At 40.7% G+C, this 22,039-nt stretch carries 13 protein-coding genes; 5 read left to right on the plus strand and 8 right to left on the minus strand.

The features are described 5' to 3' along the window. The first annotated feature begins 14 nt into the window (after nt 1–14). From J4E76_RS03260 to J4E76_RS03280, 5 genes are all read left to right on the plus strand, one after another. Entirely contained in the window at nt 15–560 is a 546-nt protein-coding gene (locus J4E76_RS03260; protein ID WP_208501227.1) for an acyl-CoA thioesterase, read from the plus strand. Nucleotides 561–588: 28 nt separating this feature from the next. Continuing rightward, complete coding sequence (locus tag J4E76_RS03265; protein ID WP_208501228.1) at nt 589–1,389, plus strand: RNA polymerase sigma factor; 801 nt, start codon at nt 589–591, stop codon at nt 1,387–1,389. A 59-nt stretch (nt 1,390–1,448) separates the two neighbouring features. Next, nucleotides 1,449–1,898, plus strand: coding sequence for an SRPBCC family protein (locus J4E76_RS03270; RefSeq protein WP_208501229.1), 450 nt, complete (start codon nt 1,449–1,451; stop codon nt 1,896–1,898). 1 nt (nt 1,899) lies between these two features. Beyond that, a complete protein-coding gene (locus J4E76_RS03275; protein WP_208501230.1) occupies nt 1,900–2,229 on the plus strand; it encodes a TfoX/Sxy family protein in 330 nt (109 codons plus the stop codon). A 113-nt stretch (nt 2,230–2,342) separates the two neighbouring features. After that, nucleotides 2,343–2,681: a TfoX/Sxy family protein gene (locus J4E76_RS03280; protein WP_208501231.1), complete on the plus strand. Its 339-nt coding sequence runs from the start codon at nt 2,343–2,345 to the stop codon at nt 2,679–2,681. Nucleotides 2,682–2,714: 33 nt separating this feature from the next. Here J4E76_RS03280 and J4E76_RS03285 read toward each other — a convergent pair whose 3' ends face one another. From J4E76_RS03285 to J4E76_RS03320, 8 genes are read right to left on the minus strand one after another with little or no spacing between them, the layout of a single operon-like run. Further along, the gene (locus J4E76_RS03285; protein WP_208501232.1) at nt 2,715–5,069 is read right to left on the minus strand and encodes an ABC transporter permease; all 2,355 of its coding nucleotides are present in this window, start codon (nt 5,067–5,069) and stop codon (nt 2,715–2,717) included. A 32-nt stretch (nt 5,070–5,101) separates the two neighbouring features. Beyond that, the gene (locus tag J4E76_RS03290; RefSeq protein ID WP_208501233.1) at nt 5,102–7,537 is read right to left on the minus strand and encodes an ABC transporter permease; all 2,436 of its coding nucleotides are present in this window, start codon (nt 7,535–7,537) and stop codon (nt 5,102–5,104) included. Nucleotides 7,538–7,539: 2 nt separating this feature from the next. Next, nucleotides 7,540–9,936, minus strand: coding sequence for an ABC transporter permease (locus J4E76_RS03295; protein WP_208501235.1), 2,397 nt, complete (start codon nt 9,934–9,936; stop codon nt 7,540–7,542). Then, nucleotides 9,929–12,295, minus strand: coding sequence for an ABC transporter permease (locus J4E76_RS03300; RefSeq protein ID WP_208501236.1), 2,367 nt, complete (start codon nt 12,293–12,295; stop codon nt 9,929–9,931). Before J4E76_RS03300 ends, J4E76_RS03295 begins: the two co-directional genes overlap by 8 nt. Before the next feature lie 13 nt (nt 12,296–12,308). Next, nucleotides 12,309–14,705: an ABC transporter permease gene (locus J4E76_RS03305; protein ID WP_208501237.1), complete on the minus strand. Its 2,397-nt coding sequence runs from the start codon at nt 14,703–14,705 to the stop codon at nt 12,309–12,311. A 3-nt stretch (nt 14,706–14,708) separates the two neighbouring features. Then, on the minus strand, nt 14,709–17,111 hold the full coding sequence (locus J4E76_RS03310; RefSeq protein WP_208501238.1) for an ABC transporter permease: 2,403 nt from the start codon (nt 17,109–17,111) through the stop codon (nt 14,709–14,711). Nucleotides 17,112–17,121: 10 nt separating this feature from the next. Then, nucleotides 17,122–19,488: an ABC transporter permease gene (locus J4E76_RS03315; protein WP_208501239.1), complete on the minus strand. Its 2,367-nt coding sequence runs from the start codon at nt 19,486–19,488 to the stop codon at nt 17,122–17,124. Nucleotides 19,489–19,508: 20 nt separating this feature from the next. Beyond that, nucleotides 19,509–21,878, minus strand: a complete 2,370-nt coding sequence (locus J4E76_RS03320) for an ABC transporter permease (protein WP_208501240.1) — start codon at nt 21,876–21,878, stop codon at nt 19,509–19,511. Between the last annotated feature and the right edge of the window lie 161 nt (nt 21,879–22,039).

Below are 22,039 nucleotides of genomic sequence, written 5' to 3' on the forward strand. Positions count from 1 at the left end.
AGTTAATAAAAGCTATGAAGTACAAAAACATAGAATCCTCTCAAATCACAATGGTAGAACTCATGCTGCCCTCCCACTCAAATTTTAGTGGCAAAATTCATGGTGGCCATATCCTTAACCTGATGGATCAGGTGGCATTTGCCTGTGCTTCAAAGCACTCTGGTCAATATTGTGTCACAGCATCGGTCAATAGAGTTGACTTCTTACATCCCATTCAGGTTGGAGAACTCGTCAGTTTAAAGGCATCTGTTAATTACACGGGACGGACGTCAATGGTCGTTGGCCTAAGGGTGGAATCGGAGAACATTAAGACCGGTGACGTCAAGCACTGCAACTCTTCATACTTTACCATGGTCGCAAAAGATGATGATGGCAAGAGCGTAGCAGTGCCAGGACTCATCCTTGATTCTGAGGAATCCGTTAGACGATTTATGCGCAGTATCACAAGGCAAGCGCAGGCCAAAACCAGAAGCAAGGCTTTTGAACCAAATCAATTTGTCATGTCTGACCATATGGAATTGCTCAAAAACCAAAACGCAAAGGTTAATTTTAAAAAGTAGTTACCTTCCAAAGCATATCAATAGCCCATTGTCAAAGTCACTATTCGAAAAAGAGTTCATAGAATTTCAGGGCCAGCTTGAATCCTATATCTATCGACTTATTGGCCATAGAGAAGAAACCCAAGACTTAGTTCAGGACACTTATATAAAAGCTTTGGACAAACTATCCACTTTCAAGGGTAACTCGTCCATTAAGACTTGGGTATTTGCTATTGCCACAAACCTATCAAAGGATAGTCTAAGGGCTCGACAAAGATGGGGAGAAGACTGGATGGACCTGGTCCGCGATGCCCATGTTAATAATAAGGACCTCCTTGCTAAAAAATTTCAGATTGCAGAAAGTTCTCCGCATGGTGCATATGTTATGAAAGAGCACCTTAATTACTGCTTTACGTGTGTTTCTAAAACCCTTTTGCTTAAGAACCAAATCTGCCTATGGCTCAAAGAAGTCTATGATTTCAAGGTTTCTGAAATCATGATGATCACAGCGCTGTCTGAAGGAAAGGTAAAGCATGCCATAGCGGAAAGCCGAAAAGACCTTGTCAGAATATTTAAGGGAAAGTGTGCCCTTATTAACAAAAAAGGGGTTTGTAGTCAATGTACAGGACTTAACAACATCTTTAACCCTGATCAGAACACGCAAATAGAGTCCAATAAACTGAAGCTCATTAAGGAGCAAAAGTCCAAGACTTACGATCAGTTGTTGGACCTTAGACTACAAATGGTCAAGTCCCTTAACCCCCTTGAAGGAGAAGGCAGAGATTTGCATAACTACCTTTTAGAAAACTCTCCGGATTGGGCCTTATCACAAATGCCGTCCGAAGATTAATTCTCTTTTTCGTCCGTTTTTCTCAACTCATTCGTCTAAAGAAAAACAAACGATTAATTATGGCTAATCCCATTTATTTAAAAGTCGTCAAGACCCTTGACCATCCTTTGGATGTGGTTTGGAATAAAGTAGCGTTGAACTTTGGTTATGTTTCAGAATACAACCCGGCCATTCAAGACTCCCGATACGACTCCGAGACCAAAACGGGTGTAGGAACCAAGCGTTATTGCAAGTTCGCTGGCAAAGGTGGTTTTATTAAGGAAGAAATCATCGACTGGCAGGATAATGAGTCCTTTATGTTAACCTTTACTGAAACATCGGCTCCCATGTCGGTTCTCAAAAGCAAGTTCCACTTTAAAGAAATAAATGGAAAGACAGAGTTAGTTCAAGAATTCTGGTTTAGAATGAAAGCTCCAATGGGTTGGATGAGCCGGATGATGAAAGGTAAAATGAGAGCCGTTCTTGTAGACGGACTTAATGGATTAGAATTGAGTTTAAATAGCAAATAGCATGGCAGTAAACGAAGATTTCTTGCAGTACATAAAAGACCAATTAGTAGAATTTGGGGATTTTGAGGTCAAAAGAATGTTTGGAGGCATTGGCTTATTTAGTGATGGCAAAATGTTTGGCATGATCGGTGGTGACACCTTTAGACTGAAGGTTGATGAGTTTAATCAAGAAGAGTACGAATCTCGTGGCATGAAGCCTTATTTCTCCAAAGGGAAAAAGAAAGGCATGCCATATTGGGAGGTGCCGCCTGAGGTGGTTGAAGACAAAACACTTCTGGCAGATTGGGCTGTTAAGGCATTACAAGCAGCTAAGAGAGCATCAAAAAAATAGTCATTAACTACATAAAAAGGTGCTAATGTGCTGCCATACATGACTTCTCACAATAGAAGGTATTGTCCCCCGTGGATTTTAAAATCGTCATAAGCTTTTTAGATTTGAGTAATATGGCTTACAACGATTTCTTAGCAGACAGAGTGCGTCAAAGATTGGCGCATGCCGGCATTACGGAAGAAAAGAAGATGATGGGTGGCCTCATCTTTATGGTCAACCATAAAATGTGCATAGGAGTTGACATCGATAAGAAGACCAATACCGATAGGTTAATGGTAAGAGTCGGTAAACTACCCTATGAGGAGCTACTCAATACCAAAGGCAGTAGAAAGATGGACTTCACTGGCACCGTGATGCGCGGCTTTCTCTTTATCGATCCCGAAGGTTTTGATACCGATGAAGGCCTTGACTTTTGGGTAGAAAAGGCAGTTACTTTTAATCAACTGCTCTAAGACAATCAATGGAGTATAAGCGCTATACTAACCTTACTCGTCTTTTAGAATTTCTACCGGATTGACAAAGAATGTCCTAATACTATGGAATGAAACCGTGACAATCATCACGAAAGATGCTAATAGTACTGCTCCAACAATTAGTAAATAGGGCAACTCAATCCGGTAAGCAAAAGTGCTCAGCCAGTCCTCCATCCAATACACAACCAATGGCATACTAATCATAATCGCCAACACCAAACGTCCTAAGCTTGATCTATTCAAAGAGACTTGAATGGCCATGAAACTTGCTCCCAACACCTTCCTAATGCCCATTTCCTTTAGCCTTCGCTTGGCTGAATACCCGGAAATACCAAACAAGCCAATAAATGCGACCAAGGCAGCAATTAGCACAAATGTGTTGATCATTTTTATCATCACCGTCTCTTGCTTGTATTGAGAGTTGACCTGATCATTTAGGAAAAAGTAATTGGCTTCATCTCCGCCAGTAATGGAACTATAGGTTTCCTTAATTTCATCTACCGTTGCCGACAAATTCTGCTGGTTAAGTTTTAGTACCAAAACTGAAGAGTACTCGGTAATTGGCTCGAAGAGGGTTGCTTCAATGGGTTCCTTTTTAGACTGGAAATGGAAATCTTCCACTACCCCTACTATGCGTAAATGCTCTTTAGGGTTACGCTCTATAGATTTACCCACTGCGTCACCTTCAAACCCAAGTTTTCTAGCGGCAGTTTCGTTAATGATAATTACTTTAGAAGAGTCTGTATCCTCAGGCAAAAAGCCTCTCCCAGCAACCAGACTCATGCCTAGTGTTTCAAAGTAGTCCTCGTCTATATCAAAGTTGTTCCAACGAAAGTTGAACTCTCCAAAGGTACTTGTTCCCAAAGTTCGTGTAGGTATTGATGTAGCATAGGTAGCGGACACAACTCCCGAGAGATTCTTCAGATCATTCTTGATGGCTACTTTCTTAGAAGTCGCAGTGCGAGAAAATCTGTTAAGTACCAATTGTGATTCACTGTCAAAGCCAAGGTTTTCTTCCCTCATAAATGACATCTGGCGGTCAGCTGTGAAAGCAACAGAGATCAGCACAACAAAAACAGTGATTTGAAAAACACTTAAGCCTGCTATCAACCTCTTTTGAGAGAAGGTACCTGAGGCATTCCTGAATATTTTCACCAAGTGCATTCTCGTACTTAAATAAGCTGGATAGACTGAACAGAGGAGAGCGACTGCTATACTAAAGAGAAGTCCCTGTAGCAGTAGTCGTGGTTCTTTTAAAATGCTTACATCTAAAGCCCTGTCTAGTACTGCCTCTAGCTGTGGCATTAGTAATTCAACCAGCACCACGGCTAACACAAAACTCAAGAAAACTAGTGTTACGGACTCCGCCATAAATTGACCATACAATGATTTTCTACCAGCGCCTACAACGCGCCTTACTCCAATTTCCTTAGTACGCTCTACAGATTGAGAAAGCGCCAGACTGATGTAGTTAAACACCGAACATATCAATATAAAGCCTGCAACAAGCGAAAAAATTAATATGTATTGCCTATCAGTTTTCTCACTAACAGGGCCACTGACATCAAGCGAAAAGTGAATATCACTCAAGGCTTGCAATCCCAAAGATCTATTTTCGCTTATTGCATTCTTTTCGAAAAGAGTGTTGAGTTTCTCAAGCACTAGATCCGGATCAGCATTCTCTGCCAACAAAAAATAAGTTTGGTCAGAGTAACTGGCATTCCATTGGTTAAAACCATTTTCGCCCCTCCAGCTATTGATGGTAGTAATAGGCGATATAACTTCTGCTTTAATTGAAGATGTATTGGGTATATCCTTAAATACGGCCTGGATGATTAGCTCCGCTCTTCCAATTTTGATTGGTTTTCCTATGGCACTATTTATATCACCGAAGTACCTCACCGCTTTTGACTCAGCCATAAGGGTACTATTAGGTGTCTGAAAACTCTTCTCTTGGCTACCTGCAAGTATTTCAATATCAAAGAACTCCAAAAAACCAGCATCAACCGCAGCACTATTAACACGATCGACCGAATCAGCAATTCCCATTATAAGTACTGCTTTTGGAAAGTTCTCTAACCTACTAAATGCTATAATTTCAGGTATTTCTAGCGCTGCTGCTGGGGCAAGTGCTGAAGTCAACCCTCCTAGCTTTTCTTCGCCAGTATCACGCGTATCTATCTGAAGCGCCCTAAATACTCTATCCCCTTTGGCATGAAATTGATCATAGGCCAATTCGTTTTGGATGAACAAATAGATTATGAAAAACGAACCTAAACCAATGGCCAGTCCTAGAATATTTAGGCTAGCGTAAAGCTTATTTCTTCTAATGTTTCTTAAAGCAATAACTAAGTAATTTTTAAACATTTGTATACTAGTTCAGGTATAAGTCAAATTAATCATTCATAGCGTAGTGAGTCAACGGGATTAGACCTTGCCCCCTTGGCAACCTTAGACCCAACAGTTAATAGGGCGATCACCATCACTACAAGGCCCGATGAAAGAAAGAAAGTCCAATCGAGGCCAATACTGTAGCTAAAATCGGCCAACCAAGACTTTAAATATATATATGCCAATGGCCACGCGACTAGATTGGCAATGGCAAGCAGTTGAATGAAATCACTGGAAATCAGTAACACAATTCGCTCTACCGAAGCACCGAGAACTTTCCTAATACCGACCTCCTTTGTTCTGCGTTCCACCACGAATGACGCTAAACCAAATAGCCCAAGGCAGGCAATGAAAAGTGCAAAGCCCGTCAATACTGGCAAAATCTTCAATAAATTAGTTTGAGCAGCATATTGTTGGCGTATAGATTGGTCTAAAAAAGAAACATTAAAAGGTCGATTCGGATAAAATTCACTGAATACCTCTTTTAACTCCGTTGTTAGCTTCTGATAATCTTGTGTATTTGTCCTCAGGAACAAGTTCCATCTACCTGAAGCAAGTGTATTCGGGTAAATACCAATCACCAATGGAGAAATAGGGTTGTATAGTGATTCGAAGTTAAAATCAGGTAGAATGCCCTGAACCAATCCGGCATAGTTGACACCGCTGCTGCTTGGTTTATCTATTTGTTTACCAATAGCAGTAGTTTCATCCCAACCAAAAGCTTCAGCAGCACTTTGATTTATAAAATACCTAACAGGCGCTCCCTTTTGATACAATCCTACTTCACCCTCCAATAATTGAACATTGAAAGTCTCAAAGAATTCATCATCCACAAACATCAAGGGCATTATCAATTGATCATCCGCAGACATCCCTTCAGGTACAATGAAGGAGTTACTCACAAAAACTCCCGGTCGCTGCTCTGTAGATGTCACTTGTTCGATTCCAGTCAAATTCCTTAACCGATCTTGCATAAGGCCATACTTCTGGAGATTGGCTGTTGTCACTCCTGAAGGCATTTCCATATACATGATTTGATCTTGATCAAAGCCTAAATCCTTTTTAGCCACAAACATCAACTGCTTATAAATCACCAATGAGCCTAGAACCAGTAGAATCGACACTGTAAACTGAAAAACCACTAATACTTTTCTCAATGAAAACTTACGCTTCGATTGGCTTTGTTCTCCTCTTAAGGCTACCAGGGGTTTGAAACCTGATAAGATGAATGCGGGATAAATACCTGCTAAAAGGCCTATTCCGATAGTAATTAAGGCAAGTTTGCCCAGGCTAGGAAAAGCCATCAAATCAAACGACAACGTCTTTCCAACAGCATTTTCAAAGAATGGCCCAAGCGATTCGACCAATACAATGGCCAATACCACAGAAACGAATGTGAGTAGTATTGACTCGGTAATAAACTGTGTAAAGAGATGCACCCTCCTTGCACCCAACACTTTCTTTACTCCCACTTCTTTTGCATACAGCGAAGACCTTGCAGTAGTGAGGTTTATAAAATTGATACAAGCGATGATGAGAATAAAAAGTGCAATACCAGACAACACCTTAATTCCTGACGGATTGCCTATGGTCTCAAACCCATTTGCGATATCTGTCCTTAAGTAGACTTCGTCTAAAGGTGTTAAACTCAAATCCGATATATCTCGAATGGTTTCTGGGTATCTATTGAGTCGAAATTCATCCAGTCGTTTCTCAAAAGAAGCTTTTGACTCTTGATCGTTAAGTTCTATATAAACCATAAAAGCATTCCAGCCCCAGAACCAAATCGGTGTTTGGCCTTTTTGAAATCCGGTCAAAGACTCAAAAGCTTTCATTGGTGCTAGAAAGTCCAACTGAATATGAGAATTAGGCGGCAGGTTTTTTAGAATTCCAGATACCTCAAAATCGTTGGTCACATTCCAATACTGTTCGGTAACCGTAATGATCTCACCTATTGCATCTGTAGTTCCAAAGTATTTCAGAGCTGTTTCCTCAGTGATCAATATTTTGTCTAGTTGGCTTTGAAAACCCTCAATAGAACCCGAAAGCAATTCGAAATCAAAAACGTCTAGGATATTTTCATCAGCAAAGATGAAATCGTTCTCCATAAAAACTTGTTCTCCACTTTTAGTAAGAGAATTATCAGATTTATAGAGCCTTAGGACTTGATTTACCTGTGGGAAGTCTTGCCCCAATAAGGGGCCCTCAGGATAGTTGACTTCACCTAATAAGCTTGTGCCACCTGAGCTTTTTAAAGCCTTGGTTAACAGATATATATTGTCTTTATTTTTATGGAATGAATCAAAACTGGTCTCGAACTGAATGTACAAGCCAATCATAATAAACAGGGCAAGACTAATAGATAGGCCTGTTAAGTTAATCAGTGTGACAAACTTCCTCTTGACAAGGTTTCTGATGGCCGTTTTGAAGTATGTTCCTACCATCTTTATTGCTCCCTTAACGTTTGTACCGGGTTAATCCTTGTGAACTTTTGGGTGCAGAAATAAATGGTGATTAATCCAACCACTGCCATTCCTGAGACCACCAACAAAGGAATGCTGGTAGTGATATTGATCCGATGTGCGAACTCATTCAACCATTGGTTGCCGAGGTACCAAGCCAATGGTACACCAATTACCAAGGCAATCAGCATGGTGTATTTAAATTGCCTCGAGACAGCAGAGAATATGTCCTTGTAATGCGCTCCTAAAATCTTACGAATCCCTAACTCTTTCATTCTTGATTGGATATTAAGGCTCGTCATACCGAAGAGTCCGAAGAATGAAATCGCAACACTCACTATCGTGAAGAAAAGTAAGGTGTTACCAGAAGCTTTATCCTTGGCTAGAATTCTTTCATACCCCTCATTAAGAGAGTTATATTCAAAAGGCTGGTCAGGAATCAATGAATTCCAGGCACTTCCAATTGACGCAATAGCGGAAGCAGTTTCAGTTTCAGACAATTTGATATAGGCTCTGAAAAGTCTTCTTGGATTTTGATACATCAGCATTGGCTTGTCTTTTTCTCTCAGCGTACCTGCCTGAAAGTTTTTGACAATCCCGATTACGTTCAGTTGTCTTTCATATTCTCCACTTCCACTGGTCACTTTTGGCAAGGTCTCGAGCGATTCTATTCCCATTACCTTAGCCGCAGCTTCGTTCAATATCACCGCGCTCTTATCCGTGGTCAGCTCTAAATCAAAATTTCGGCCTTCTATTAGAGATATATTCATAGAGGCTATGAAGTTCTCATCTATACTCATATGGTAAATTCGAATATCCTCTTCTTTGGGTTTGCCTAGCCAAGAATAACCAGTACTAGAGTTAAAAACTTGAATCACATTACTATCCGTAAACGTAACTGACTCAATCAATGGGTTTTGATTTAACTCTTCTACAAAAGGCCCTTTGACCTTATTGTCAAATATGTCTACAGAAACTACAGCGTCTCGTTGGAAACCTGGATCTTTTGTTTGCATGTAGTTCACTTGGCTATAAATAACCACGGCAACCACACCTATTGTCAAGGTTATAGTGAACTGTAAAATCAGTAGCACTTTACTGAGACTGACGCTCGATCTGCCGACATTGACTTTGCCTTTCAAGGAGTCTACGGGTTTGAACTTGGATATAATCAGAGCTGGGTAAAAACCTGAACCCACAACCAGAATCGCCCAAAGTGAGACTATGAAAAGAGAGAAATTTAAATAGCCCAGTGATTCAACCATTGTACCAATATTGAAGCTGAGACCAGTAAAGCTTGCTAGTAAATCTCCGAGCACCTCAAAGAGGATAATACTTAAAACCATACCTACCGTAACCTGCAATGCTGATTCAGTCATAAACTGAGTCATTACATTACCCCTGCTGGCACCAATGGACTTTCTGACACCTATTTCTTTTGCGCGCTCCAAAGAACGGGCTGTAGACATATTAAAAAAGTTGATGCATACTAGCAGAACAATCAGTAGACCTATGCCAGCCAGAATAAACATATTCTGCTTGCTCACCTTACCAGGAATGTCTCCGAAGGTTACAAAATTCTGCATATGAATATCTCTGAGAGGTTGTAAGTGTAGAACGCTACCTGTCATGTCATACTCGCTATTTTCAACCACGATATTGGCGATCTGACTGTTGATTTGATCAGCACTCACTCCATCAATTAGTTTGACATAAGTAAAGCAGTTAGAATTGCCCCATTCTTGATCTATTGGCCTATTTTGAAAACCACCCAAAATGTCTATGCTCATCAAATAGTCCGGACGAAGATGTCTGTTTGCAGGAACATCCTTGAATACACCTCCGACAAGTAACTTCATAGGTTGGCCATCAACGTACTCATCGATTTGAATTTCCTTTCCAAGAGGGTTTTGGCCTGCGAAATACTTCTCGCTCAAGGATTCAGAGATTAGAATACTCTGCTTTTGCTTTAATGCATTATTAACTGAACCGAGCTTCAAGTCAAAGGATAAAATATCCAGAATCGCTGGATCAGCATAGTACCCGTTTCTTTCTCTTATAAGGAGATCACCGACTTTGAAAACAATGGGTCCCGTGCGCTGCACTCTCGTTGCCAATTCAACTTGGTCTACCTGTGCATCTAAATAGGGCTTAATGGCGGTCTGAACAATGACACTTATTTGGCTACCCTTGTATACATTATTAACCCTGAAAACCCTTTCAACATCATCAATGTCTTGATCATAGCTAAACTCATAAATCACATATGTACCGATGAACAAAGCACATACTAAACCAAAGGTTAGACTTGTGATATTTACAAAAGAGAATAGTCTCTTCTTGATCAAATTGCGATAGGCACTCTTTAGATACTTATTCATTTCTTAGAGAGTTTATGGGGTTAGTTCGTGAAGCCCTAAAGGCAATGACTGAGACTGTCAGCCATGCAATCACCAAGGATATTGTTACTACACCAAAAAGACCCCTAAGTGATAGATTCACATGGTATTCAAAGTCTTGCAGCCAAGAATCCATCGTATAGTAAGCCAGTGGAGTCATGATAGTCAATGCCAACGCTGGCAAGACAAGCGACCTTCGCGAAAAATTAACTAGTATCTGACTGATGCTTGCACCTAGCACCTTTCTGATTCCAATTTCTTTGATACCTCGTTGTGCATTTATTGAGGTTAATCCATAAAGCCCTAAGCACGATATAAGGACAGCAATAAGGCCGAATATTTTTGCCAAGTCTTTAATGAGTAGCTCATTTTGATACATAGCCGCATGCTCTTCCGACAGGAACTTGTAGTCGAAAAGGTAGCCTGGCATAAACTCAGCATACTTTTCCTCCAATACCTCTATTGCTCTTTTCTCTTCACCAGAAGCTGCCCTAATAGTAACATGATCCCCATTTTCTGCATAGTTGAGTATAATGAGTGGTTGTATCTCTTCATAGACAGAACCAATATGAAAGTCTTCTACCACGCCAAGAATCTTCATGTCATTCCCCCAAAACTTCACCGCCTTGCCAATAGGGTCTTCAATGTTCATTCCTCTAACTGCAGCTTCATTCACGATAACATTCGACCAATCTGAAAGCAAGTCTTTGGAGTAGTCTCGGCCATCGACCATTTTGAGTTTCATGGTGCTGATAAATGCAGACTCTGTAAAGAGTACTTTGAAGCTCGTCTTGTCAACTCTAGGGTCTTTACCTTCCCAAGAAAAGTCCCCCGTAGAGGCTCCAATATTGACAGGGGCATCACCTACAAGCGTTACTGCTTCAATACTTGGGTCTTGCAACAGTTCTGCCTTAAAGCTGTCGAATTTCTTAAGTAGAGCATCATCATTCTGAAGTAAGATTACCCCCTCCTTATCTACATTTCTCTGATTCTCAAAAATGTACTCAACTTGATTGTTAATGATTAAGGTGGCGTAGATCAAGAAACCGGCAATCACAAATTGAAAGACCACCAAACCCTTTCTAAAAACTCCGCCTGTCTTAGTAGTACCCTTGGTATCAACTTTGCCTTTTAAAGCCTTAACTACATTGAATCCTGATAAAACAAGCGCTGGGTACAGACCTGAGACAAGAATAGTGAATAGCCCTACTCCACCAATCAGCAACAAGAGGTTAAGGTCTAACAAGTCAAGGGCCACACTCTTGCCTGTCAAATTGTTGAATGGAACTAGTAGTACTTCTATGAGGATGACAGCAATCACTACAGAGAGCGCCACAATCAGCCCAGACTCAACCAGGAATTGCTTTATCAAGGTGAGTCTAGAGGCGCCACTGACTTTTCTAACGCCCACTTCTTTGGCTCGCTTGAATGCATCGGCTACAGACAGGTTAATGAAGTTGATACAGGCGATGAACATTATAAATATGCCAATTAAGGCGAAAAGGTTCACATACTCTATTCTTCCTCCAGCAGACTGGCCACCTTCATAACTACCTCTAAGGTAGATATCGGTAAAAGGTTTAAGGAAGAGTGACTTCTTATTCCCTTCTTGATTTTTACGGATTAGATCCTCCATCTTTGCCTCTAGTTCCTCCCTAGAACTATTTTCAGCCAACTGTAAGAAGGTATAGATTCCAGCATTTCCCCAGCGCATAATCCATGAGTTCCTTTTTACCCAGTTCTCCATGGACAACACAAAGCCGAACTGGAATTGTCCATTCTTTGGAGGGTCTTGTACGACAGCTCTCACGATTGCGTCACGCGTATGATCAATTTTCACCAACTCGCCTACAACTGAAGTCTTATCAAACAGCTTCAAGGCCATACTTTCGGTGAGTACCACATCACCATAGGTTGATAGACTATTTTCTTCTAACTCGCCTGCAATAATTGGGAAATTGAAAATCTGAAAAAACTCCACATCAGCTATCAAACCAATTTGTTTGAACTTTCGATCTCCCACAGCCAATTGGTGCTCTCTATCATCTACCCTTGCCGAAAGCCCTACTTCTGGAAAATCACTATCAAGCACTCCCTTTATAATGCCGTTTTGCCTGCTGTCTGTAGCGACCTCTCCATTGTCATAATAATCATGAGACCAAACACCGAAGGTTCTTTCAGCATTCAGGTGAAACTTGTCGTAGTTAACCTCATCACTGACCCATAGAAAAATCAATAGACTCGTAGTTAGACCCACCGCCAGACCAAATACATTGATTAACGTGAACTCTCTTTTATTTAGGAGTTTTCTAGCGGCTATTTTAAGGTTGGTCCTAAGCATAACAGTCAGCTTATTATTCGTAGCGAATAGAGTTTACAGGGTTCATGCTCGCTGTTTTAATAGCGTGATATGCGACCGATATAAAGGCAATCACCATTGCTCCCAAGCCAGTCCAGAAAAACACCTTCCACGAAATTCCGTTGGAATAGGCAAAATTCTGTAACCACTTATCCATTAGGTAGTAAGCCAGTGGCCATCCCAACACATTCGCTACCAAAACAAGTTTTAAGAAGTCTTTCGATAACGTATTCACCAATCCAAACACTTCTGCACCGAGGACTTTTCTTATACCGATTTCCTTTGTCCTACGCTTCATCATAAAGGCAGTTAACCCGAACAACCCAAGACATCCGATTGCAATTGAAAGGAAGGAAAAACTAGCAAAGACTTTCAAAAATTGATCTTCTGCCTGATAATGGTCGTTTACATCTTCGTCAAGAAAACTAAAGTCAAATGGTACACCTGCGGCAATTTGATTCCATTCATTTTCGAGCGACTGGAGTGTCTCACTGATACCCTCTGGTGAGACTCTGATACTCATAAAGTTCAGTCGGGTTGTCGCTCTTGAGCTTAAGGAAAATACTGTTGGGCGTATTTCATTATGCAGCGAGGCAAAATGAAAGTCTTTTACCACTCCTATTACTCTAGCGTCTTTGGTTGACCATTCTGATCCAGTAAATGCCATACCACTCAGTTTCTTCCCTACAGGGTCTTCTAGTTTAAAGAAATCGACAGCAGCTTCATTCAAAACATAAGCCTCCATATAGTCCGTTTCAAAATCCCTGTCGAAGGCGCGTCCTTCAATGATTTCAGCACCAAGCGTCTCGAAAAAATCATGAGAGATGACCACGGTCGGTGCGGAAGTAGAGCTTTCCGCACCATCTGTTCTATATCCTCTCCAATTCCCCACTCTAACAGCGGGGTGATTGTTACTTGCTGTAACATTCATGATGGAAGGATTACGAAGTAGTTCTTCTCTTAACAGGTCGTAATTCTCTGCCACGCTGCCAGCAAGAGGCACAACGACAACCTGTTCAGTATCTATTCCTAAATCGGCATTCCTCAAGAATTTGATTTGATTGAGAATAATCAGCGTTGAAGCAATTAGAACAACGGCAATAAAGAATTGAAAGACCACCAGGCTATTTCGAAGGTTGAACCTTCCTCCTCCTCCAGTGAGTGCACTATTCCTAAGTACAGTGACTGTCTTCATTCTCAACAAAAAGAGGGCTGGAAAACTACCTGCAACTGCCCCAATGGTGACTGCGACAGCAAAAATAGAAAGCCCTAAAACCAAGTCATCCTGAATCCTAAAATCAAATTCACCACCTGTCAAGTTGTTAAATTGTGGAAGAGCCATTTCTACCAAAATCACAGCGCATATGCATGAAAGCAATGCGATAATGATCGACTCTGCTTGAAACTGTAGTACTTGGGCAAGTGGCCTCGCACCAAAAACCTTTTTCAAGCCTACTTCCATCCCTCGTTGAAAGGATGCAGCAATAGAGAGATTGATGTAATTAATACAAGCCAATAAGAGTATTACTACAGCGGTGGCAATAAAAATCAGCACCGTTATACGGTTGCCATTCACACCTATCTCACCTGTCAAGTCGGAATCCAAATGAATACTCTTTAATGACTGGATGTAATATTCATAAGGAGTATTAGATTCATAAGTATCGTTCAGAAAAGTGTTTATTCGAGCCTCTAGGTCACTTGGATCCACCCCTCTCTCTAATTTGAAATAACTATAGTGGCTTGTTCCTGTAAATAATTCTGAAACCCATGCTCCATACCAATTGATAGCGGTGGCATTGGGTATAAACATCTCTGCTTCAAAGTGTGTGTTACTCGGCAGATCTTTTACAACAGCCGCGACTTTAAAATCAACATCAAGAATGCTCAGCAGTTGATTCATAGGGTCCTCATCACCAAAGTGTCTCTCGGCAGCAGCTTGGGACAAAACAATTGACTGTGGATCATTAAGGACTCCTTCTAAGCGACCAGCGACTAATTCAAAACTAAAGAGATCGAAGAATGTCGAATCCACTAGCATAATATCTTCCTGAAAAATGCTTTGATCACCTCTTTCAACACTAGTCGACATATTATCGAATCGTGTCGCCACTTTCATTTCAGGAAAGTTGCTCGCCAAAATAGGCAATAAGGGATAGGTAGTAGTTACCGAGTAGGTCTTAGCATCACCTCCCTGATTGTAGGCACCCGTAAGTCTATATATAGAGTCAGCATCTTCAAAATGCTCGTCATAACTCAGTTCATGTCTGACAAAGAGGACAATCAGCACGCATGCGGCTAAACCCACTGATAGGCCAGCAATGTTGATTGAAGAATAGAGCTTATTCTTCAATAGGTTTCTAAAGGCAATTTTAAAGTAGTTTCTGAGCATGGCTTATTCGTTTCTTAATGAGTCTACTGGGTTAGAATTCGCAGCCTTATAGGACTGAATGGAAATAGTGAGCACAGCAATGCCAAAGGTGACTATAGCTGGTACCAAGAAAAGGAAAACACCTAAGGATATCTTATTGGCAAAGTTCTCTAGCCAACTGTCGATAAAATAGTATGACACCGGTATGGCTACTATGAAGGACAAGACCACCAGCTTCGCAAAGTTCATGTTCAGCATAAGTACAAGGTTGCGAACGGATGCTCCTAATACTTTTCGTACACCGACCTCCTTCATACGCTGCTGGGCAGATAAGTGTGCAAGTCCAAATAGGCCAAGGCACGATATGATAATGGCTATGAGAGACGAGTTGGTAATGATGGTTTTCCATCTCACCTCCTCTTTATAGTAATCCTGATTGCTCTCTTGCTGGTAGAAGAAGTCTACAGGTTGGTAAGGCTCTATACCTCTCCAAACATTAGTTATCTCTGCACCTATCTCAGTTGAATAACTCTCCGAATACTTTACCAAAACTTGACTAAACCCTGTATTGCTAATTGCCCCGCTTTCAAGCATAACCGGCCCCACGCCAGACTTAGCAGATGAGTAAATGAAATCCTGCATTACGCCAACAATTCTATATGCCTTGGTGCCTTCATCACCTCCATCAGTTAAAAGCTCACCAATAGGTTCGCCCTCGATTCCAATAGAGCTAAGAAATTTTTCGTTTACTACTACGTTTTGGAGTGTGTCATCACCTCGGACAAACTGATCTGGATGTGCCTTTAACTTTCGTCCCTTAAGCAGCGGAACATTCATAATGGATAGGAAGGCTGTGTCAATTTCTGAGACTACCACAAACATGTCTTTATCCTCATAGCCCACGCTTGTTGCAGAACCAAAACCATCGGTAAGTGATACTGAAGTAATATTGGGGTTTTTCAGCAATCCATTAGAAATAATACCTGCGGATGTTTGATTGTCTCTTAGGTTAATGATTGCTAGGTTCTCATCGTCATACCCTAGATCAGTATCCAAGAGCATTGAAATCTGTTGGTTCATGGCCATAGTACCTATGACCAAGATTGCAGCAACTGCAAACTGTATGAGTACGAGTCCTTTGGTTACATATTGCTTTCCCTTCAGCTTTACCCTACCTGAAAGGCTCTTAAGAATTGAAAATCTACTGATGAAGAATGCCGGATATGTACCCGCCAATGCGGACGATACTAATACCAGCACTAGACAACCAAGTAATAGCATGGGGTCTTGAGTAATGCCAGAGGAAAAATCCTTATTTGTTAGTCTACCAAAGAAGGGTAGCAATAGTTCGGCAAGAATAAGCCCTACAATAAAAGCGATAAAGGAGGTATAGAAAGCTTCACCAAGAAACTGCCATGCAAGTTGCTTTCTCCTTGCACCTAAAACTTTTCTGACACCTATTTCCTTAGCACGAGGAATTGATCGAGCAACCGATAGATTGGCAAAATTGATACATGCCAAAATCAGAATGAAGATTCCAATGCCTGATAAAATGTAAGAGTATGTTGCACTACTACTGTTGATAATACCATCACCTCCGCTGGCATTTTCACTTAGATGTATAGCTGTTAATGGCTGTAAAATACTCTCAACGCTTCGGACAAACTCTTGGCTCTCATCTGGATTGAGAGCAAGCCTCACTTCTGTCAGCTTTTCTTTTACATCTAAAGGGTCAGCACCTTCCTTCAGCAATAGTATGGAGGTATAACCTATGTTATTCCAGGTCCTGCTTGTGTAAAGATCATTTTTGATTTCATATTTCTTCCAAGAGAAATAGATTTTACTTGTTAATGAAGAATTGGATGGGAAGTCCTCAACAACCGCATCGATGTAAAACTCTTCAATTTTTCCTTCGAGCTTAATTGTAAGAGCCTCTCCTGCTACATCGACTCTATTGAAATACTTAATGGCTATTTCCTCAGTGATTACAATAGAATTCAAGTCTTGAAGTACATTGTTAAGTGTACCGGAGAGCACTTCGTAATCGAAAATTTTAAAGTTCTGTGGATCCGTGAAGATGGCCTTGTATTGGTTGATAAACTCATCTCCTTTTTTAATAATCAAAGAAGTGTTTTGATATCGGGTAAAAGTCTCAACTTCAGGAATACGATCGGCATATTCTTTTGCCTCAATGGCATTTGTAGCCGTCATTTCTTGGACACTTCCGAACCAGTCAATCTTCGAATTGACTCGATAGATTCTGTCTGCCTTTGATTGAAAACTATCGAATGTCAACTCGTCTTTCACGTAAAGGAAAATGAGCATACAACATCCAATACCCACGGCTAGGCCAGTGATATTAATAAAGGAGTAACCTTTATGCCTTGCTAGGTTTCTAAGTGCTATGGTTATATAGTTCTTTATCATAGTGACAGACTTATTCGTTGCGAAGTACGTTAGCAGGATTCTTTTGTGTATTGAAGTAGCTATGCACACCCAAAATCACCACAGAAAGAAGTAGAACTGAGCCTACCGCTATGGCGAAATATGGCACCACGCTATCAATTCTATAAGGAAAGGATACCAACCACTTATTAATCAATAAATAGGATGTAGGAACCGAAATGAGGAGAGCCAACACAATCAACAAAGTGAACTTCTTATTCAATACCCTGATCAGATTGAGGTAACTAGCACCGAGCACCTTACGGATACTCATTTCTTTCTCTCTTAATTGATTCTCGAATGTAGATAGTGCGAATAGACCTAGGAATGCGACAACCATTAGCAAGCCTGTAAGAAGATCGAAAATGTTAACTAAGCTTTCCTCGCGACCATAAGAGTCAGCGAAGTAATCCTCCACTTCTTCCAACTCGAAATCACCATTAGTGGCAAAGCTCTCCCAGACATTCTGCAGTTGAAGCTCCACCGCAGCTCTATCGCCTTCTCTGAACTTTACCTGTAGGTTTCTAATTTGGTCCATTTGATTATCTATCAGGATTGGGCCAATCTCAGATTTACCAGACATATAGTGAAAGTCCTTCGCAACACCCTGAACAATTTTACCGTCAATTAGCTCTCGCCCAACTGGGTTCCCCTCCCAACCTAGGAGTTTTAATGCTGCTTCATTGATAATTACAGCAGTTGAGAGTTGAGAATCTGTCAAGCCATCAAAGCCTGATCCATAGACAAACTCTAGTCCGAAAAGATCGTTGAAATCACGATCAGCAGCGCCATAGAAACAGGTTAAATTGAGCTTTTCTTCTCCCTCTCCAATCTCAAAATTTATGATTGAATTTAGTCTTGGTAATGGAGATCCGCTGACACCCTCTATTTGGGGAATCCGTCCAACCTCAGTCTTAAACTCAAGGTACTTTTCAAACATACCTGCCTTTGTCAGGTCAATGCCAATGATGTTTTCTTCGTTATAGCCTAAATCCATATTGACCAGGTATTGAGCTTGTCCCCTGATAATTAGAGCACTTGATAACAAACCTGCACATATTAAAAACTGAAGAACAATCAGCGCTTTGCGAAATATTGCCTTCGAAGACTTAGGACTAGAACCTCTTAATACTGATGACAGGCTAAATGCAGAAACAGTCAATGCTGGATACAAACCTGAAATCAAAACTACTAGAGACAATAGTGCTATTGGAATCCACAACACTTGAATGTTATTCACAAAATCCAATGCAAGAGACTTGTCTAGAATACTGTTGATACCTGGAAGGGTGACTTCTACAGATACAATGGCAATAATTAAGGCTAAGAGTGCCAAGAACAGGGTTTCTCCCATCTGGAAGAGGACCAACCTAGTTTTAGTAGCTCCGATAATCTTTCTTACAGCTACATCTTTAGAACGTGCAAATGACCTTGCTGTAGTAAGGTTAATGTAATTGAAACAGGCAACTAGAAGTAACAGTCCTCCGATAAGTGAGAAGATATAAACATACTTCATCTGACCGCCAAACATTGCATTCGATGAACTCCTCATGGTTTCATTGTCCATGTAGAGATCAGTGAATTTCGTGTAATTATACTCGCCTGGGGAATCAGTGCTATCTTTGGTCGCTAAGACACGTTTTGTATCATCTAAGAGCTTGGCTGCCGTATAGTCAGATCTTGTAAGTATATAATTCAGACCCGTACCAGTACTCCATTTGTCAACATAAAAATCATAAGGCGCCACCTTCATATTAATTAAGGCTAAAAACTCGAATTGCAGATGCGAGTTAGATGGAATTGGCTTTAGAACTCCTGAGATTCTGAAAGTCCCCATGTTTATGATTTCAATAAACTCACCTACCGGATTTAACCCTGGAAAGTGTTTCTGGGCAATCTCCGATGAAATGATCAAATCATCTGGCGTAGCCAGAGCAGTTTCAACGTTACCATACTTCAATTCGAAGTCAAAAACATTGAAAAGGTTGGGTTGTGTGTAATAAAAACCATCAGACTTAAAGTCTTCGTCCTTGAATTTATAGTTGATGGTTTGAGCCAGACTGATGTTGACCGCATCGATGACACCCGGAAGATCTTCCGTCATGGCCTCTCCCAACTTTACAGGAGGAAAAAGATTGAAACTATTAGACTCACCAAAGCTCATTGTAATCTTTGGCATGTAAATGTTCTCCGCATTGGTGTGCCATTTGTCATGCGTCAGCTCATCGTGGACATAAAGAGAAGTGACCAGAAAACAGTACATACCAAGTGAAAGACCAATGATATTAACCACTGCAAAAAAGCGCTCTCTTTTGAGGCTTTTCATTCCTGACTTTAAGAATCGGATAATGTTGTTCATGATATTTTGGGTTATTGGACTTATTCTGTCCTAAGTGAGTTGATTGGATTTGATTTAGCAGACTTGTAAGATTGGAACATCAAAATACCCCATACCACAACCATTAGGGCTATTAATGGCACAATCAAAAGCGCTGCATCAATAGTAATATGATAGGCAAAATCAGAAAGCCATTCAGACATAAACTGATATACTGCCGGAATTACTAACAAGGCAACAAGTGCAATTAACTTAGTCACTCCACTGTTGAGCACCCATACAATTTGAGAGATACTAGCTCCCAAAACTTTGCGAATTCCAATTTCTTTCACCCTTTGCTCTGCCAAAAAGATCGACAAACCGAATATACCTAGACCGGCAACGAATATGGCCAGCATGCTGAATGCTGAAAATACATCCGATAGCTTTTTCTCTTTTGAGTATTTCTCAGCGAATTGATCATCCAAGAACTCATACTCAAAAGGATAATCAGTCGAGAATCTCTCAAATACTGATTCAATATGTTCTAAGGCAGGTTTGATCCCCTGGCCACTTAATTTCACATATGCATATTCGAAACCATCCAATTGAGCTCTGAGCATAAGAGGTTTGATCTCATCTTTAGCTGAACCGTAGATAAAGTCTTTAGCAACACCGGTCACCTTACGCGACATTAGACTGTGCTCCATCGGGTTATCCCAACCAAATTGATCTACAGCGGTTTGATTGATGATTTGTGACTTACCACGTGCAGACTCCTCCACTTGATTAAAGGAAAGCCCTTGCGCCATCTTTATACCTAATGTTTCAACAAAATTTGGCTCAACAGACATGTAAGAGACTGCTTGATCGTCTTCAAAACCATCAACATCGAGAAAGAAAGTAGATACACCTTCGAAGACCGAAAATGAAACTCCTGAAACAGAATTAATGGAAGCATTCTTTAATAAGTCGTCTTTGAATACTTTGTAACTCTTTTGAATGCCTTGCCCCTTCAGTGGTATACCAACTACTTGGTCTTTCGTTAAACCAAAATTAATGTTTTGCATATAGTTAAACTGGGAGTATACTATAGTGGTAACACCTAATAGCCCAAGACAGATGAATATCTGAAAGCCCACCAATACCTTTCTAAAAAAGCCTCCCTGTCTACCTTGGGTAACATTTCCACTAAGAATTTGAATTGGGTTAAACTTTGAAAGATATAGCGCTGGATAGATGCCTGCCATGAAACCAACTAGCACAATAAAGCCCACTAGCAATAGATAAGTATTCGGAGAATCATAAGCTATGAACAGCTCCTTGTCTACAAATGAGTTTAATGTTGGCAATGACAATTCGGCAAGACAGATAGCCAATACAAGTGAAATAGTTGTAACAACCATCGACTCCACAAAGAATTGTCTCGCAATCTGAAAGCGATGCCCACCAACGGTTTTTCTAATACCAACTTCTTTCGCTCTTTTTGAATGCCTGGCTGTCGCCATGTTCATATAATTGATAATGGCAATACCTAAAATGACTAAGGCGATGATCATATACATCTGAGCATTTGACTTCTCACCCTTCTTGCCGAAGTATCCTCCAAAAAGCTCAGACAGGTATATATCCGTTATTGGAATAAGTTTGATTCTGTCATTAGGTCTATGTGGGTTTATGGCAATCTCCATTTTGGAGATAGCAGCATCCAAATCAGTCGAGGAATCCAACTTGATGTATAATGGGAAAGCGGATACTGTTCCCCAATTCATAACCGTCTTAGAGGAGCTATACTTCAAAAGGTCTTTCATGTCTTTATCAGCATTTTCAAATCTCGTCAGGTAGTCAAAGTCGAAGTGTGTATTATCAGGCAAGTCTTCAAACACAGCGGTGATTGACATTTTACCAAAGTCTATGATATCAAGCTCTTTGGCAACAGCTCCCTGAACTGATCCAAACAAGCGAATCGCTTCAGACTCAGAGATGATTATATCACTAATGTCTGACATCGGCTCATTAGCATCCCCAGCAATTATCGAAACTGAAAATAGATCGATGGAAGAAGCATCGGTGTAGTAGAACTTCGAAATATTGTACTTCCCTCCGTTCGCAAGCTTAACAACGCAATCTCCCATTTGACCAAAGCGAGAGAAATCAACTACTTCTGGCACGGACTCTTTCAACAAGGGTCCCATCGGAGCCATAGTCTGAGGCGAGTACCCTCGATTAGAACTAACAGTGTCGTCTATATATACCTGGTAGATTAATTCCTTGTCCTGATGATATTCATCATGGCTAAATTCTTTTTGAACGAATAGTGTCAACATGATAAAGCAGCACATCCCGATTGATAACCCAAGGATGTTGATAGCGCTATAAGCCCTATTCTTCAGCAGAAACCGGTAAGCTATTTTCAAGTAGTTCTTAATCATTGCGATTTATTTTGGCAATTCTATCCCAAGCACCGTACCAAAGTTTACTTGTTGATTATCAGTTATTTAGTGATAATCAATATTACAATACTATCCGCTCACGAACTTTGATGTCCGCTGGCGGACGGCTGGATTTGTTTGTATATTATCAACGGATTTCC

This window comes from Roseivirga sp. E12, from assembly GCF_017592825.1.
Classification (GTDB): domain Bacteria; phylum Bacteroidota; class Bacteroidia; order Cytophagales; family Cyclobacteriaceae; genus Roseivirga.

Coding starts and splice junctions, on each gene's coding strand:
- J4E76_RS03260 (WP_208501227.1), top strand. CDS start 15: ATGAAGTACAAAAACATAGAATCCTCTCAAATCACAATGGTAGAACTC.
- J4E76_RS03270 (WP_208501229.1), top strand. CDS start 1,449: ATGGCTAATCCCATTTATTTAAAAGTCGTCAAGACCCTTGACCATCCT.
- J4E76_RS03275 (WP_208501230.1), top strand. CDS start 1,900: ATGGCAGTAAACGAAGATTTCTTGCAGTACATAAAAGACCAATTAGTA.
- J4E76_RS03280 (WP_208501231.1), top strand. CDS start 2,343: ATGGCTTACAACGATTTCTTAGCAGACAGAGTGCGTCAAAGATTGGCG.
- J4E76_RS03285 (WP_208501232.1), bottom strand. CDS start 5,069: ATGTTTAAAAATTACTTAGTTATTGCTTTAAGAAACATTAGAAGAAAT.
- J4E76_RS03290 (WP_208501233.1), bottom strand. CDS start 7,537: ATGGTAGGAACATACTTCAAAACGGCCATCAGAAACCTTGTCAAGAGG.
- J4E76_RS03295 (WP_208501235.1), bottom strand. CDS start 9,936: ATGAATAAGTATCTAAAGAGTGCCTATCGCAATTTGATCAAGAAGAGA.
- J4E76_RS03300 (WP_208501236.1), bottom strand. CDS start 12,295: ATGCTTAGGACCAACCTTAAAATAGCCGCTAGAAAACTCCTAAATAAA.
- J4E76_RS03305 (WP_208501237.1), bottom strand. CDS start 14,705: ATGCTCAGAAACTACTTTAAAATTGCCTTTAGAAACCTATTGAAGAAT.
- J4E76_RS03310 (WP_208501238.1), bottom strand. CDS start 17,111: ATGATAAAGAACTATATAACCATAGCACTTAGAAACCTAGCAAGGCAT.
- J4E76_RS03315 (WP_208501239.1), bottom strand. CDS start 19,488: ATGAACAACATTATCCGATTCTTAAAGTCAGGAATGAAAAGCCTCAAA.
- J4E76_RS03320 (WP_208501240.1), bottom strand. CDS start 21,878: ATGATTAAGAACTACTTGAAAATAGCTTACCGGTTTCTGCTGAAGAAT.